The organism is Paenibacillus sp. JNUCC-31, assembly GCF_014844075.1.
Lineage (GTDB): Bacteria > Bacillota > Bacilli > Paenibacillales > Paenibacillaceae > Paenibacillus.
Genome location: NZ_CP062165.1, coordinates 3511534 through 3526513 on the forward strand (window position 1 = coordinate 3511534; position 14980 = coordinate 3526513).

Below are 14980 nucleotides of genomic sequence, written 5' to 3' on the forward strand. Positions count from 1 at the left end.
GGGAAGCAGCGCTTTTAATATCAGCAGACAGAAAAAAGCCACTCTTCTTCGATGAAAGAGAGTGGCATGTACATTTGCTTGCTGCATTTAGTCTTTAATTACCTTGTCCGACTGATTTTACAGACGGGTTATTACTTTGATACTTCCGGATAATTGAAACTTCAACCCGGCGGTTCTGAGCTCTTCCGGCATTCGTTTGGTTGCTAGCGACTGGATGATACTCTCCATAACCGCTAGGTGTAAATTTTGCAGGGTCCAGTGAATCATTCAACAGAAGAATTTTGAGGAAATTCAGTGCCCGATCGGCACTTAAATCCCAGTTGTCCTTATATTGGCTGTTCGAAATGGGAACATTATCCGTATGACCAGATACAACCACTTCGTATTCCGGGAATTCCTGCAACATGCTGGAGATGGCTTTAGCCAGTGAGCGTGACTCCGGCTTAACATCAGCCCGTCCTGAGGAGAACAGGGCATTATCACTGATGGTGATCTTGAGCTCTGATTGATTCAGCTTGGTATTAAGCTGATCCGATAATCCATTTTTATTGATATATTGGTCTAAGCGCTTCTTGAGCTTCTCCAGATCTTCCTGTTCTTTCTTGGCCATCTGGGCATCGGTAATCTGAGCTGGTGTATTCTTGGTGATTTCCTGAGGTTCCTTTTTACTTTTGCCTAGATCTGTACTCGATTGCGTAGGGTTCATGGAAGAGTGATCCAGGACACCCGAACCACCATTCAATGCACTGCTGAGCGCCTGGGACATCTCTTCGAATTTTGCTGCATCTATGGAGCTCATAGAGAATAATGTGATAAACAGAGCAAGCAGCAATGTCATCAAGTCGGAATAAGGAAGCAACCAGCTCTCGTCTATATGTTCTTCATGAGGTTCGTGTTTTTTAGCCTTTTTCACCTGATGATCCCTCCTTCTCTTCCAGCTGTCTACGTTCGGAAGGTGTCAGGAATACAGATAGTTTTTGGTTGATGGCAATAGTGGATACTCCGGATTGTATCGATAACAATCCTTCAACCATCATCAGCTTGATCTCCATTTCTTTCTTGGACATCCGCTTCAGTTTGTTGGACATGGGATGCCACAACACGTAACCACTAAAGATACCAAGGAGTGTAGCGATAAATGCCGCCGCAATGGCGTGGGATAGTTTCTCCATGTCACTAAGGTCGGCAAGTGCCGCAATCAGACCTACAACGGCTCCGAGTACCCCGAGCGTTGGTGCGTACATCCCCGCTTGGGCGAAGATCAAGGCGCCGCCGCGATGGCGTTCTTCTGTGGCATGAATATCTTCCATTAATACATCACTTACAAATTCCTGGTCGTTGCCGTCAATGATCATACGCATTCCGCCACGTAGGAATTGATCATCAATCTCTTCTACTTTTGACTCCAGTGCCAGCAAACCTTCACGTCGGGTAGTGGAAGCCCAATCCATAAATGTGCCGATCAGTGAAACACGGTCAATCAGTTGCTGCTTTTTGAAAAGAATCCCAAAGAGCTTAGGGATTTTCTTAACTTCAGACATAGGAAATGCCATGAAAATGGTTCCTGCCGTACCAACAAAGATAATAACGTAGGCTGCCGGGTTGTTAACCAGGTTGATCAGGGGTGCGCCTTTTAGGAACATACCCAGTACAAGTGAAACCAGCCCCAAAACTAGTCCGATAATCGTTGAAATTTCCATCATACACCTCATCCATGAGATAAAATTGAATCCTTTCAAGCGGCTCTATTCGGGCTTCCGGACGAACGTTACGCCGCAATCCGCTAAACGTTAGGCATCCCCTTTAGATGCTGAAACAGTTAAAACGGTCATGTATAGTATTTATCGACCAGAAGGTCTTTTTTTTTAAGGGTTATTTTCAGGTATAATAAGATCAAATCCGCTCCGAAGGGGCCGAACAGGAGTGAAAAGCCAATGGGCGTAAAGCATGGACGGGATTATGAAGGAATATTGACAGATTTGACAGAGGCCATAGGGAGAATACCGGACCGCTACGTTTTCTTTGAAATGGATGCGGAGGAATGGTCGCGTCTGGGGGAGAGGGAGCAACTTGAAGTAGATGAAGCGTTAGCGGAAGATCTGTTCTATGCGCTGGGAACCGAGTCTCTTATACCGGTAGGAAGTGGCGTGGTTATTCACGACAAGAATCAACACCGGATTAATATTTTGATTGGGGAAGAAGAGCTGACATTTGTGCCGCTGATTTAGTAGATGCGTCTTCGTTATTTGACTCGAAAAATCAGGCGCTTGAATCCCCTAAAGCCTTGCGGCTATTGGGCCCAATGCCATTCGTTATATTGGATTTTGGGGCTTGTCCGTGGTAAGATGATAGTCATGAAACGGGCGAGCCGCAGGGCGGTTGACCTATGCGTTGGGTTGCTGTGATAGCGCCAAAGGTTTCGGTGGCAGCACGGCAGGTGTCTGTGATGAGCCATCATATGGGGAGGAAGATAACGTATGGTTTTTTCGCAAGAGGAAGTCGAAGCTCATCTGGGGAGGCTGGAAGGCTGGGAACTGGAAGAGGGACGGTGGATTGTCCGCAAGTTCGTATTCTCCAACTTCATGAAGGGGATTGCTTTTGTGGACGAGGTCGCAGCGATTTCGGAAGCATTCAATCATCACCCTTTTATTACGATTGACTATACAACAGTCACGCTGCGTCTCACATCATGGGATGAAGGCGGTATAACATCTGTAGACATTAAAGAAGCAGAGCAATATAACGAGGCATTTGAGAAAATGAGGTCGGAATAACCGGGATCGGTTATTAACGTACTACCGGAAATGAGTGAAGCAACCATGTCAGACGATAATCAGAACAAACCTCTTATTGCTGTCGTAGGCAGCCTGAATATGGATCTTGTGGTGAAAACCGATATCATTCCCGAAGAGGGGGAGACGGTAAGCGGGGAGGAACTGCACTATCTGGCTGGTGGGAAAGGCGCCAATCAAGCTGTTGCTGCAGCACGACTGGGCGGACAGACAACGATGGTGGGAGCGGTAGGTTCGGATGCTTTTGGTGAACGTCTGTTACACAGTCTGGTGGAGAGCGGAGCAGATGCCTCGCAGGTTCGTATACTGGATGATACCGTCACTGGTACGGCCTCCATCTGGCTCTCCAAAGGAGATAATCGGATTATCGTCATTCCCGGAGCGAATGGGCGACTTGAACCTGCCATGCTGGAGGAAGCGGATACGGTAAAAAGCCTGACTGCAGCCGCATCGGTGCTGCTGCAGCTGGAGATCCCGCTGCCTGCGGTCACCCGCGCCGCCCAACTGGCGGCTGAAGGCAGCGCACTGGTGGTGCTCAACCCGGCGCCTGCGGTGCCGGGGTTGCCCCAGGAGCTGCTGCGGTGCGTCGACGTTGTCACGCCAAACCGCAGCGAGCTCGCCGTGCTCACCGGCCGGGATGAACTCCGGCCGGAAGACGTGGATGCGGCGGTCGCAGAGCTCGCCGCATCCCTCGGGGCCGCTGTCGTCACGACGCTCGGCCCCGAGGGGGCTGTGTACGCGGCGGCACCTGGCGGCCGCGTACAGGCAGGGCGCGCCGGCGCGTGCCGTGCGCCCGGCTACGCCGTAAGCGCCGTCGATACGACCGGCGCAGGCGATTGCTTCAACGGCGCGCTGGCGGTAGCCCTCGCGCGCGGAGAGACGCTCGACGCGGCTGTAGGCTTCGCCATGGGCGCGGCCGCGTTGTCCGTGACGAAGCTCGGCGCCCAGTCCGGGATGCCGTCCGCACGTGAAGTGGAGGTTTTCCTGGCTGAGCAGCAGGCCAAAACGCCATAATGTATGACACTTTAGGACGTGCTATAGACGGCCGTATCGGGATCGCTTATGCGAACCGGGGTAGCGATGGCACAGGTTTCTTACCAGAGGAGCACCCTATGGCGTTTACACGTGAATATGACCAAGAGGCTCTTACCTCTCCCGGCAGGGGGAATAAGAGCCTCTTCTCAGTATGAACAATGGATAAACTCAGCAACACTGGAATAGAATCGACTACGTGGTGCGTCCAGAGCCATGGTGGCTTAGAGCATGCGTGTAGAGCGGGGGACGGTTGGAGTCCCTCGCTTTAACACACCTGTAATCTGACCTCATTGATTCGCCTTGACCTTCTTGCCTTATTTCTTCTCAGCCAGCCACATCGCAACATTCGCGATTTCTTCATCCTTCAACTTGTCTTTGAACGAAGGCATACCGCCGCTTTTACCTTTGACAATGGTGGTATAAATCTTTTCCACATCGTCCTGGCTTCCAATCTTCTGCAGACTAGGGCCCATGCCCCCTTGAAGCTGATCACCGTGGCAGGTAATACAGTTTGCTTTGACCAATGTCTCAGCCTGTCCTGCATCCATTGTAACTTCCGGCATGGTTGGTTTCGCTTCTTCTGCCACTTCCTCTTTTCCTGGAAGCGTAAACATTAGTACAATAGCTAAAGCGCACGCTGCAAAAAATACCCCGCTCATGATCCATTTGTGCATCCCTTATGTCCCCTCCAGAATGAAGATCATCTAACCTGAAACTATCCATATCATTATAACGGAACCTGTAGTGACATCATAGCATTTTGTGGTAATTTTTTGAACTAATCACATAACAGGGGACTTTTTAGTGCCATTTTATGATTTATTTATCCCCGAGGTCCTTCATAGACCATGCAATAAAAAGGTTTCAAACCACTTGGTGTCTGACGCTCGTATGTATCCTGCGTGACAAATCCAGCCTTTTGATAGACACGAATAGCCCGATCATTCCAGGTTAACACCTCCAAATCAATTTCGTTCAGAGGATTTCGGCGAATCGCCTCCTGTACAATAGCCGATACAAAAGCCGTCCCCTGGCCCTGGCCACAACGTCCGGGATGCATACCAAGCCCGATGCGGGTGACACCCTCAAGTGGGAAGTACTGAGCGAAACCGCAGACCTGCTGATCCTCTCCCAGCACCGCCGCATACTGTTCCTTCCGCAGTTGGGCATCCCCAAATTCAACTTCCAGTGCTTTCATCTGCTCCCAGGGCAGCCAGCTATAAATATTATAAGGCGGGTCATACTGCCAATCACAGATTTGCTCCGCATGTTCTTCTTGCATGGGCACAACGTGAAACGTCACAGAGGCTTCATCCATACAACTGCACGCTCCTCTCATTGTGAACAAGCGATAATGATTTTGAATTTGTCCATATAGATATGTCATTCCATAGCTAAGCTTGTTTTCACTCTACAAAAGAGGCGTTCATTTGGCAAGTCCTCGTTTTTTAAAAAAAATTGAAACAAAAGTTCTGGTAAATTCGTTTATATTAGAGTGGGATGGGTAAAAACATTATAAGAGCACGGACGAAGCAATACAAAATAGCCCTATAAATAGTAAAGTTAGGTTGGATAGTTTATCCCGAATACTTTTGAAGGAAACAAAGCACAAAAAAACCGCCGGATACATTCCTGCGGAGAATGTACCAGACGGTTCTAATATGCTTCGTTACAGTAGTGTTATGGTTACAGCATGACGTTGCTCAGCTTGTCCCTAGTCGATGGCCAAAGTCTCATATGCGTCCGTGCTCATAATGCGTTTAGCGCCAACATAGCGATTGGCCCAGTAGCTTTCGCTCAAAGCGCTGATTGTTACACCTTTGGAAGAAGAGGAGTGTGCGAACTTTCCATCTCCTACGAAGATCCCTACGTGCGAAACCCCTTTGCCCGTTGTATTGAAGAATACCAGATCGCCTGGTCTCATTTCCATACGGGATACCGAGTCACCCATGTCGAATTGGGAACTGGATTGGCGAGCCAGATCAATGCCCAGCTTGTCGAATACATAACTTGTGAACCCGGAGCAATCAAAGCCGTTAAGCGTTGTTCCTCCGCTTTTGTATGTTGTTCCCATTGCTGAATCAATGACTTGGTCCATTTTTGAATCTGCGAATGCGCTGCCTGCTCCAAGCGATAATGCGAATGTAATGCTGAGAACAGCTGCGGTTAATTTCTTTTTAAACAAGAGATATACCCCTTCCAATGCCTGCGAGGTTAGCTTAAGGATTCGGTTGAAGGTCCCCTATGATCCCTCTGTTGCAAGATCAATTCACCCATAACTGGTTCCCCCGCTTCCCAGGTGCTAGGAATTTGGCTATGCTAGTTATGCACCTGTGAAATCAAGAAATGACGATTAAATTTTAAGTAGTTACAAATATGAAGGTAAAGATTACAAAGTTGTTACTAAAAACTCACTGCGATTATTGTAACAGAGGTATATCAGTTTGGCAACGTTTAGCAATAAATTTAGCAAAAAAAACCTCGACCTTTGACGGGGAAAGGTCGAGGTTTGCTTATGTAGCAACATTTGGCGAACGTAGCTTTTACATAGAGAGGTCAATCATTTTAACCGTTCATACTAACCTTTGACCGTCTTGGACTGCCATAATCGGAAGTGCGCACATATTTTCCATAGACTGAGCAGACATCTGGCGAGTGGATACGTCTGTTGTAGTATAAGACCAGTTAAACCGGTTACTAACCATGAGGCAGAAGTAAAGGCTCCAAAGACCAGCAGATGGAGTCCGCCCAGAAGAATAGCGATACCGCTTAGAGCGATGACATGACGTAGTGCTATCCATACAGCATGTAAGGTGCCACGGACTCCGCCTTCCTCGTCAGGAGCTGAGATACCAAACTGCATATAGAGCAGGGCATAATGGATAACCCACCCGTATACAATCCAGCCAGCCACGTAGGGAATGCCCGGCAAGAGCAGATGTAATGAATGAAAGCCGTCCATAAAAATGGAGTACAGTTTGGGTACGAGCCAGTAGGCAGGCAGCAGCAGTAATATTGTGCGAATGGTGTACAGCAACAGCATCGGTTTCCAAAGTTGTTTAATTCCGCGCATAAATGGAACGCGTTCTTCTGAATGATTAAAATGCTGGAGCGAATAGAGCAGTCCTGCCTGAATGAGAGGGCTGATGAGCATTCTCAGCAGCAACATGGCCCCCAGAATCCAAAGATAGCGATGAACCTCCGGACTCGTTGACAGGCTGAGCTGGCTCTCCATTTTGAATAACATCGTGCTTAACTCTCCAGCATCAGGCTCCGGATAACGCAGGAGCAAAGGCACCACAGCCGACTGTACCATTTGATAGAGGAAGTATCCCCATATTAATTGATAGATAAATAAGAGAGCTGCAATGAACATATGCTGACGGACGAGAAACCAGCCTTCACGTATTTTTGCTTTCACTGTATCCACCTCACCATGACAGACTTCCGAATATGGCCTCTATAAGTTTGGTTGCGCTCATGCTCCAGCGGGATTTGGTTGGCTCATCCAGTCCGGCTTTCAGAAAATTGTTCAGATGCCGATTCTCCAGTACAATTGTGTACAGCGGATCTGTCATAGCCCAGGACACGGGAGAAGAATAGGTTAGTTTGTAAGTAATGCGTTTGTCGCTACCATCCCATTCCTTGGTTATGATCTTCCCATCCTCGAACACGATTCGAACAGGTACTTTTGTATAATCACTGCCTTTTTTCTGTAACGTAACGGAAGACTCATACAACGTTTGGCCGTCTTTCGAGACAGGGTTCACGGTAATCTTCTCCACTGCAAAATCGGCCATGCCGTCCCCGTACACATACTGATTAAAATAGTCGGTCCAGGATATGCGCGTCACTTGCTCCACGACGTGTTGGAAATCAGAAGAGGTAGGGTGTTTGAAACGATACTTCTTCACATAGGTCGAGAGAATGCGTTCCATTGTTTTTGCACCAACCTGCTGTTCAATCCCAAGCAATACAAGCTTACCCCGTGTGTACACATTGGCTGCGTAATGATTCTGGGAATCAAACTTCCAAGCCTCCTGTGTTAGTGAAGCCGGAGAAATGATAAGACCTGATTGCACAGGCAGATTAGGGATCAGTCCGTATTCCTGTTCCATCAGTTTGTCTTCTGCATAAGAAGTGAATCCTTCGTCAAGCCAAGCCTCTTCAAATTCATTACTGGCAACCATGCCGTAAAAATACTGATGTCCAATTTCGTGCACGACCGTGCGTTCCAGATCGTAACCAGGAGCGGAATCATCTGCGCCGAAGGCGGTAACCAGCGTGGGGTATTCCATGCCGCCTGCACCATTCCCCGATTTTGGCGGGACCACGATGGAAAGGGTAGAGTACGGATAAGGGCCAAACCACTTGCTGTAATTGGATAGCGCTGCTTTGGCTGCGTAGAAGTACCGTTTCTTCAAATCCTGGTGAGCAGGGTCGAGGTACAGCTTGATTCGTACACCGGGCACATTGGGAGCAGAGAACGGCTCTTCTGCATACACAAAATCAGGAGAGGCTGACCATGCAAAGTCGTGTACATCATCGGCATAGAACTGATAGATTTTCTCCCCGTTTTTCACCACAGCTTGCTGGGTTGGAAATCCTGTAGCAGCCACTTTGTATGTTTCCGGTACCCGGATACGAACACTATAGATGCCAAAATCAGAGTAGAACTCCGAATTGCCGTGATACTGATGCAGGTTCCAGCCTTCGGCAGTTCGTCCTCGGGTGCCTGCTGGTTCATATACACTAAGCTTGGGGAACCATTGACCTGCCATCACAAAATGGTCCGCCGTCCCCATACGGGCAAAGATTTTCGGTAGCTTGACCTCAAATCGGGTGTGGAGCGTGATACTTTCGCCGCCTTTGACAGGTTTGGGCAGCCGTACCTTAATGAGCGTAGTATCCTTTATATTTCCGTCATCCGGTTGCACATACTGCATTCGGTGCAAGAGAGAGAGCCCGTCTTCTGTTTTCATATCTGTAATGTTCATGGAGCCATAACCGTTCGTAGGCATAGTATCGCCGCGAAGTTTCCCGCCGGATTCCTTCATAAAGGTGGTGTCGGCAGAAGAGAACGCATTGGGATACATGTGAAAATAAAGCTCACTGACGGTTTTCTTTCCTGGATGTGTCCAGGTTAATGTCTGGGTGCCTTGTAGCACATTCCCGTCTACCAGCTTCACATCCATGTGATATTCCACTACACGATTGCTGAATACCTCAGCGGTTGGGGTCTGTACGCTTTCTGGAGGTGTCTGGTTATTGACGGGAGCCGGGGGCTTGCCCGATTCCGGTGCGAGCGTAGGCAATTCGGATGGATTGGAACGTGTGGAACCCAGAGCGAGCCATATTCCTCCGGTAAGTACACATAGGGCTATAATTGCGGTGAGCCAGCTCTTGGCGCGTCGTGGAATCATCGTTAAATACCTCCCGTTGACAAGCATCTACAGCATGTATATGTTTGCAATGGGACGATTATTAGTTAAAATATTTGTATCAACCCTTGGAGGCTATAAAATGGACCAAAACGAGCAAAACGGCAAAAAACAGATTGCCTTGAATATCGTTAGTGCAAAGAGCAAACACAAAGGATTCGGTGCAGGCTCCATTGATTTGAACAACCTGTCCCCCGTTATCATTGATAACGGCGAAGCGAAGATTGATGTCGGTGCGATGCACGCAAAGAGCAAGGTGGAGCGTAGCATCAAGTTTTCAACCAATCGTGAAGATGTACCTAACGGACGTCAGGTATGGCTGGTATGGGTCGCTGTGGATCGTACAGAGCAGGGACAGCTGTATGGCGGGGCAACCGCATGTGAGATGTGGATCGATACAGAAGCGAGACGTGGATGGAAACTGCTGGCGGATCATGTGAATCGAATGGATTATGCGATGAAGCGCCGTTTCATGTTGGATGAACTTGGCCCTGAAGATCGCGCGGCACTCAAGAAATTGCTGATTACCCATAATGAAGAATGGTGGAACGCTTCCCCGGACGAATTGAAGGAAGCACTCGCCTAATTTTTCTGGCTTGATCATTAAAAAACAAAAGTCCCGTAACCGAGTGTATCGGTTCGGGGCTTTTGTTATGTGGCGATGGAAGGCAGTAAAGTGAATACAGGAGGGGATACATGATCCATGAAGGGAATGGCTGAAACTAAAACCAGAAGGACAGACGCATTTACGTCATTACGTATTTGCGTCATTTTGGTTATTCCACCCACCAGCGTTTGAAATCCTTCCACCATGAATGCTTCTCTTCCTGTATTCCTTGCTGGTTTTGCACCTCAAGACTGTCTTTATCATTCTCTGAACCCGAATCGTCCGAAGCGCTGCGACAGACCTCGGTCGGTTCCGTCCCGTCGATAAAAACTTCCAGCCGTTTCTCGGCGCAGCCATTACCAGCCAGTTTGCCGGACTCGGGATCGATATACACACTGACGACGTTATCAGGTACGGTGAAAATCTTTGGTGGAACACTTGCAAGAGCCTTTTCCGTGAATTGGGCAAACATCGGTGCTGCACGACGTCCATCCGAAGTGGAAATGGCTTTACCCTGATCATAACCGACCCAGACCGCCGTGGAGAGCTCTGGGGTGAAACCGACCAGCCAGGCGTCCGTATTCGTTGTTCCGGTTTTGCCAGCAACAGGCCGTTTGATGGCGGCGGAGACCCGGTTACCCGTGCCACCATTTTCGAACACACTTTCCATTAAACGGGTTAATACATAGGCTGCAGCGGGTTCTACAACCGTCTCGGCCTGGGTCTGCGGTGATTCATATAGGATACGCCCAGCGGCATCCGTCACTTGCAGGATAGCCACAGGTGGCGTACGCTTCCCGCCAGCAGCAATGACAGAAAAGGCTGAAGCCATTTCCAGTGGACTGACTGGTGAGGTGCCGAGTGCAAGAGAGGGAACCGGACTCAGGTTGCTTGTAATCCCCAGACTCTGGGCCATATCTACCACTTGTTCTGGTCCAATCTGCATAATCGTATTCACTGCATAGATATTGTCCGAAGCGGCGATGGCTTGCCTCAGGTCAATCTCACCCAGATATTTGTCTCCGAAGTTACCGGGTTTATAGGTCTTGCGATCATTGTCATAATGAAACAGGGTTGGCTCACTTTTAAACATGGATGCACTGGTAAGTTGTTTGGATTCCAGGGCAGCCAGATACATGATCGGTTTAAAAGCAGATCCTGGCTGGCGTGTAGTCGCCAGTACATGGTTAATCTGATTGGTGCGGTAATTTTTACCGCCCACCATCGCTTTGATATATCCAGTACGAGGGTCGATGGACACGAGGGCGGTTTCCAGCTCACTTTTGGCGTCCATGCCGTTGGCTACGGCGTCTTCTGCCGCCTTTTGCACACGCAGATCCAGAGTGGTGTATATATTCAATCCGCCATGATCCAGCATCGCTTCACTGATACCCAATTCCTTGATGGCCAGATTCCGGATATAGTCTCTGAAGTAGGGGGCACTTTCCACGGTTTTACGTTCGCTTTCCGGTTTGAACGAGAGCATTTCCCCATAAGCTTTGTCTGCTTCGGCTTGCGTAATCTTGCCGGTTTCAGCCATCGCATTTAATACGACCTTTTGCCGATCCTTGGCGTTCTTCATATGGTTATATGGAGAATAGTAGGTTGGACCCTTTGGAATGCCGGCAAGCATGGCACTTTCGGCAAGGGTCAACTGTTTGGCTGATTTGCCAAAATACATCCGCGAGGCTGCTTCAATCCCGTAGGCGCCATGACCGTAATAAATTTCATTCAGGTACATTTGCAGAATTTCATCCTTGCTGTATTTCATCTCCAATTGTGCCGTGTACATGGCTTCCTTGGCTTTGCGAGTCCATGTCTTTTCATGCGACAAATACAAGTTGCGTGCGAGCTGTTGGGTCAGTGTACTTGCGCCCTGAGACATCTGCATATGTTCCAGATTAACGAGTACAGCCCGTCCCATTCCTCGGATGTCGAAGCCGACATGATCATAGAATTTGCGGTCCTCTACAGCCAGTGTGGCATGGACCAAATCGGGGGAGATGTCTCCCAGTTGCACAGGTACCGAGTCTTTGCCCCCGGCAGAGAATGTAGCGATCACTTCGCCTTGGCTATCAAGAAGTCTGGAATTGCGATCCGAGTCGGCCAGCGGCAGGCTGGTTGCGTATAGATAGACCAACCCTGCTGCCATGGCGATCAGGCCGAGAATAGCGAGCAGAGTGAGGCTTTTAATGATTTTTCGTATACGGAACCCGCGTTTGCGGGTCTTTTGACGTGGTTGGGTCATGGGACGGGCTCCTTTCTTTTCTTTCCAGTATGGGAATTCAATGACACGGATATTCAATCTGCCCGTTTAACGGTTTAAAATATAGCTTTTTTGCAGAAAAACCGTTTTGCAGTATAAACGTCTATCGCGTATAATGCAAAAGGGTAATGAAAAGGTACGGTTCGGTACAATATATCAAAAGGCAAGCAAAGATGAACGGTACCCATTGTCAATGATTTGTTGATCCGTCAGTCGCTATGCTCGCTGTGGTCAATTTAATCTATAAAATGTAGTGAAACGCGGACCTTTCCCGCAGCCAGCAACCATAACGCTATATGCGCCGAACGCTGGACGTGCTTGGGCGAATCGGCAGCGCAGGGCGCTTTGTCCGGATATGGCTGATCATTAACTTTACGGAAAGAAGGTAGAGATTATGGAATTGTGGTTTACGGAGAAACAGACCCCTGTATTCGGGATCACCGCGAAAATTAAACAGACGTATGTAAGCGAAAAGACTGAATTTCAAGATTTGGCTATGGTAGAAACCGAAGAATTCGGCAACATGCTACTACTCGACGGTATGGTCATGACTACGGTGAAGGATGAATTCGTTTATCACGAAATGGCGGCTCACCCTGCACTGAACACACACCCGAATCCGAAAAAGGTTCTGGTCGTGGGTGGCGGTGACGGCGGAGTTATCCGTGAAGTCATCAAGCACGCTGCTGTAGAAAAAGCGGTCCTCGTCGAAATCGACGGAAAAGTGATTGAATACTCCAAAAAATATTTGCCTGAAATCGCCGGTAAATTGGACGAGCCTAATGTTGAAGTGCTTGTGAATGACGGCTACATGCATATTATAGAACATAAAAATGAATACGATGTAATCATCGTTGACTCTACAGAACCTGTAGGCCCAGCTGCTCCACTGTTCGAGCGCGGTTTCTACCAAGGTATCTATGAGGCGCTGAAAGAAGACGGAATCTTTGTTGCTCAAACGGACAACCCTTGGTTCAAAGCGGATCTGATCCAAAAAGTAAACAAAGACGTTAAAGAAATCTTCCCGATCGTACATGTGTACGGCTGTAATATCCCTACGTACCCAAGCGGTCTGTGGACTTTTACAATGGGCAGCAAAAAACATAATCCGCTTGAGGTGGATGAGACGCAGATTCCAGAGATGGATACGAAATATTACTCTCCACGTCTGCACAAAGCGGCGTTTGTTCTTCCTAAATTCGTGGAAGACCTTACGAAATAAGGAGGAAATAATTAGATGAAGTTGGATCAAGCTTATTCAGGTAACGTGTTTATTTGCAGTTCAGAGGATTATGAGAACTCCAAAGCGGTCATTTATGGTATGCCGATGGATTACACCGTCAGCTTCCGTCCAGGGTCCCGTTTTGGTCCTTCCCATATCCGTCAGGCGTCGGTTGGACTTGAAGAGTACAGCCCTTACCTGGATAAAAGCATTGTGGATATGACTTACTTTGACGCTGGAGATCTGCTTTTGCCTTTCGGTAACGCAGGACGCAGTCTCGAAGTCATCGGAGAATATATCGGTGGCCTGCTGGCTGACGACAAATTCCCGATTGGTCTCGGCGGGGAACACCTTGTCACTTGGCCTGTCATTCAGCAAATGTACAAAAAATATCCGGATCTTATCCTGATTCATATTGATGCACATGCGGACCTTCGTGAAAACTATGAAGGCGAGCCATTGTCCCACTCAACGCCAGTGCGTAAAGCAGCTGAATTGATGGGCGGCAAAAATATTTATCAGTTCGGAATTCGTTCCGGTTCCCGGGAAGAGTTCCAGTTTGGACGGGAGAACATCAACTTCTATCCGTTTGAAGTGGCAGCTCCGATGAAGGAAGCTCTTCCGAAAATGGGTAACCGTCCGGTTTACGTGACAATCGATATCGACGTGCTTGATCCATCTGCGGCTCCGGGTACAGGAACAGCAGAAGCGGGCGGTATTACGTCCAAGGAACTGCTTGAAGCCATTCACATGATCGCAGGATCAGATGTAAATGTGGTGGGTTGTGACCTGGTTGAGGTGGCCCCTATTTACGATCCTACGGAACAGACACAAATTGTGGCTGCAAAGATGATCCGTGAAATGCTGCTTGGATTTGTGAAGTAATAGCAAAATAACAGCGTCCTCTGTCTGTGCCAGGTTGAAGCCTGCGTAGGAGAGGGCGTTTTTCATTGTCAACATTTCTCTGTGTGTTCCTCAACTACTCCTGTTTGAGTAACTGACTGAATGATTAAGCCAACACTATTCTGCCAAGCGGAATAACGAAGTTAAATTAAGTTAACTTAATTTAACTTCTGCTCAGAGCTGTGTTATAATGACTACATAAGTATTCAGTAATATATTTATTGATATATTACATTCGTGCAGTATATGGTGATTGGGTTCGACCATATACTAAAAAAGAGCCTTCACCGCTGGAACGGTAAAGACTCTTAGGACCTGAAAGGCTGTGGATTGCCACGGCGCGCATGAAACAAATAAATATCTCAAGCGAAACCCACCGTCAGGCGCCAACCTTATGAGGTGGGTTTTCGCTTGTTACGAAACTTTTTGCGCAACCAACGGTAAAGCTTTCGGATACTCAGCACTAGACTGAGGATCGCAGCAATCCATCGGATTACATCAAGCAACGCCACAAGTTTGACCATCGACGTCACCCCCTTTCGGGAAGCTGCGCCGTGATCTAGAAAACATCCACCGTTCTTCAAAAGTCCATAACATTAATTATAGCACGTACGTTCCCGTATCTCTACCATTTGTTGTATATATCATTACACCCACGCGTTAAGCGAATACACGTAGGTGGGGTGACTCTATCTTAATATTTATATAATATGG

General features: G+C 48.2%; 14 protein-coding genes and 1 riboswitch. Of the genes, 6 read left to right on the forward strand and 8 right to left on the reverse strand.

Going from position 1 to position 14980, the window contains the following annotated elements:
• Positions 1-94: 94 nt before the first annotated feature.
• Both motB and motA read right to left on the reverse strand, forming a co-directional pair.
• Complete coding sequence (gene motB, locus JNUCC31_RS15140; protein WP_192272307.1) at positions 95-913, reverse strand: flagellar motor protein MotB; 819 nt, start codon at positions 911-913, stop codon at positions 95-97.
• Entirely contained in the window at positions 900-1700 is an 801-nt protein-coding gene (motA, locus tag JNUCC31_RS15145; RefSeq protein WP_192273033.1) for a flagellar motor stator protein MotA, read from the reverse strand. Before motA ends, motB begins: the two co-directional genes overlap by 14 nt.
• Positions 1701-1934: 234 nt before the next feature.
• On the opposite strand from motA, the gene JNUCC31_RS15150 reads away from it, so the two are divergent.
• The 3 genes from JNUCC31_RS15150 (at position 1935) to rbsK (ending at position 3806) form a co-directional block, all read left to right on the forward strand.
• Positions 1935-2228: a hypothetical protein gene (locus tag JNUCC31_RS15150; protein ID WP_062329622.1), complete on the forward strand. Its 294-nt coding sequence runs from the start codon at positions 1935-1937 to the stop codon at positions 2226-2228.
• Positions 2229-2477: 249 nt separating this feature from the next.
• Positions 2478-2774, forward strand: a complete 297-nt coding sequence (locus JNUCC31_RS15155) for a 4a-hydroxytetrahydrobiopterin dehydratase (protein WP_192272309.1) — start codon at positions 2478-2480, stop codon at positions 2772-2774.
• Positions 2775-2819: 45 nt separating this feature from the next.
• Positions 2820-3806: a ribokinase gene (gene rbsK / locus JNUCC31_RS15160; protein ID WP_192272311.1), complete on the forward strand. Its 987-nt coding sequence runs from the start codon at positions 2820-2822 to the stop codon at positions 3804-3806.
• Between the two features lie 335 nt (positions 3807-4141).
• Here the strand turns inward: rbsK and JNUCC31_RS15165 are convergent, their stop codons facing one another.
• From JNUCC31_RS15165 to JNUCC31_RS15185, 5 genes are all read right to left on the reverse strand, one after another.
• The gene (locus JNUCC31_RS15165) at positions 4142-4501 is read right to left on the reverse strand and encodes a c-type cytochrome (protein WP_192272313.1); all 360 of its coding nucleotides are present in this window, start codon (positions 4499-4501) and stop codon (positions 4142-4144) included.
• A 149-nt stretch (positions 4502-4650) separates the two neighbouring features.
• Entirely contained in the window at positions 4651-5145 is a 495-nt protein-coding gene (locus tag JNUCC31_RS15170) for a GNAT family N-acetyltransferase (RefSeq protein WP_192272315.1), read from the reverse strand.
• Between the two features lie 396 nt (positions 5146-5541).
• Positions 5542-6012 carry a C40 family peptidase gene (locus JNUCC31_RS15175; RefSeq protein ID WP_076292199.1) on the reverse strand — a complete coding sequence of 157 codons (471 nt, stop codon included), beginning with the start codon at positions 6010-6012 and terminating at the stop codon, positions 5542-5544.
• Positions 6013-6015: 3 nt separating this feature from the next.
• A riboswitch (cyclic di-AMP (ydaO/yuaA leader) is annotated at positions 6016-6153 on the reverse strand.
• Between the two features lie 252 nt (positions 6154-6405).
• Complete coding sequence (locus JNUCC31_RS15180) at positions 6406-7248, reverse strand: hypothetical protein (RefSeq protein WP_192272317.1); 843 nt, start codon at positions 7246-7248, stop codon at positions 6406-6408.
• A gap of 10 nt (positions 7249-7258) precedes the next feature.
• A complete protein-coding gene (locus JNUCC31_RS15185) occupies positions 7259-9250 on the reverse strand; it encodes a M1 family metallopeptidase (protein ID WP_192272319.1) in 1992 nt (663 codons plus the stop codon).
• 100 nt (positions 9251-9350) lie between these two features.
• On the opposite strand from JNUCC31_RS15185, the gene JNUCC31_RS15190 reads away from it, so the two are divergent.
• A complete protein-coding gene (locus tag JNUCC31_RS15190) occupies positions 9351-9854 on the forward strand; it encodes a YwhD family protein (protein WP_192272322.1) in 504 nt (167 codons plus the stop codon).
• A 190-nt stretch (positions 9855-10044) separates the two neighbouring features.
• Here the strand turns inward: JNUCC31_RS15190 and JNUCC31_RS15195 are convergent, their stop codons facing one another.
• Positions 10045-12123, reverse strand: a complete 2079-nt coding sequence (locus JNUCC31_RS15195) for a transglycosylase domain-containing protein (RefSeq protein WP_192272324.1) — start codon at positions 12121-12123, stop codon at positions 10045-10047.
• Between the two features lie 412 nt (positions 12124-12535).
• Here JNUCC31_RS15195 and speE point away from each other — a divergent pair, with 412 nt between their 5' ends.
• Both speE and speB read left to right on the forward strand, forming a co-directional pair.
• A complete protein-coding gene (gene speE / locus JNUCC31_RS15200) occupies positions 12536-13363 on the forward strand; it encodes a polyamine aminopropyltransferase (RefSeq protein ID WP_192272326.1) in 828 nt (275 codons plus the stop codon).
• A gap of 15 nt (positions 13364-13378) precedes the next feature.
• Complete coding sequence (gene speB, locus JNUCC31_RS15205; protein ID WP_024628791.1) at positions 13379-14248, forward strand: agmatinase; 870 nt, start codon at positions 13379-13381, stop codon at positions 14246-14248.
• The last annotated feature ends 732 nt before the right edge of the window (positions 14249-14980 follow it).

Coding starts and splice junctions, on each gene's coding strand:
- motA (WP_192273033.1), bottom strand. CDS start 1,700: ATGGAAATTTCAACGATTATCGGACTAGTTTTGGGGCTGGTTTCACTT.
- JNUCC31_RS15150 (WP_062329622.1), top strand. CDS start 1,935: ATGGGCGTAAAGCATGGACGGGATTATGAAGGAATATTGACAGATTTG.
- JNUCC31_RS15155 (WP_192272309.1), top strand. CDS start 2,478: ATGGTTTTTTCGCAAGAGGAAGTCGAAGCTCATCTGGGGAGGCTGGAA.
- rbsK (WP_192272311.1), top strand. CDS start 2,820: ATGTCAGACGATAATCAGAACAAACCTCTTATTGCTGTCGTAGGCAGC.
- JNUCC31_RS15165 (WP_192272313.1), bottom strand. CDS start 4,501: ATGCACAAATGGATCATGAGCGGGGTATTTTTTGCAGCGTGCGCTTTA.
- JNUCC31_RS15170 (WP_192272315.1), bottom strand. CDS start 5,145: ATGGATGAAGCCTCTGTGACGTTTCACGTTGTGCCCATGCAAGAAGAA.
- JNUCC31_RS15185 (WP_192272319.1), bottom strand. CDS start 9,250: ATGATTCCACGACGCGCCAAGAGCTGGCTCACCGCAATTATAGCCCTA.
- JNUCC31_RS15190 (WP_192272322.1), top strand. CDS start 9,351: ATGGACCAAAACGAGCAAAACGGCAAAAAACAGATTGCCTTGAATATC.
- JNUCC31_RS15195 (WP_192272324.1), bottom strand. CDS start 12,123: ATGACCCAACCACGTCAAAAGACCCGCAAACGCGGGTTCCGTATACGA.
- speE (WP_192272326.1), top strand. CDS start 12,536: ATGGAATTGTGGTTTACGGAGAAACAGACCCCTGTATTCGGGATCACC.
- speB (WP_024628791.1), top strand. CDS start 13,379: ATGAAGTTGGATCAAGCTTATTCAGGTAACGTGTTTATTTGCAGTTCA.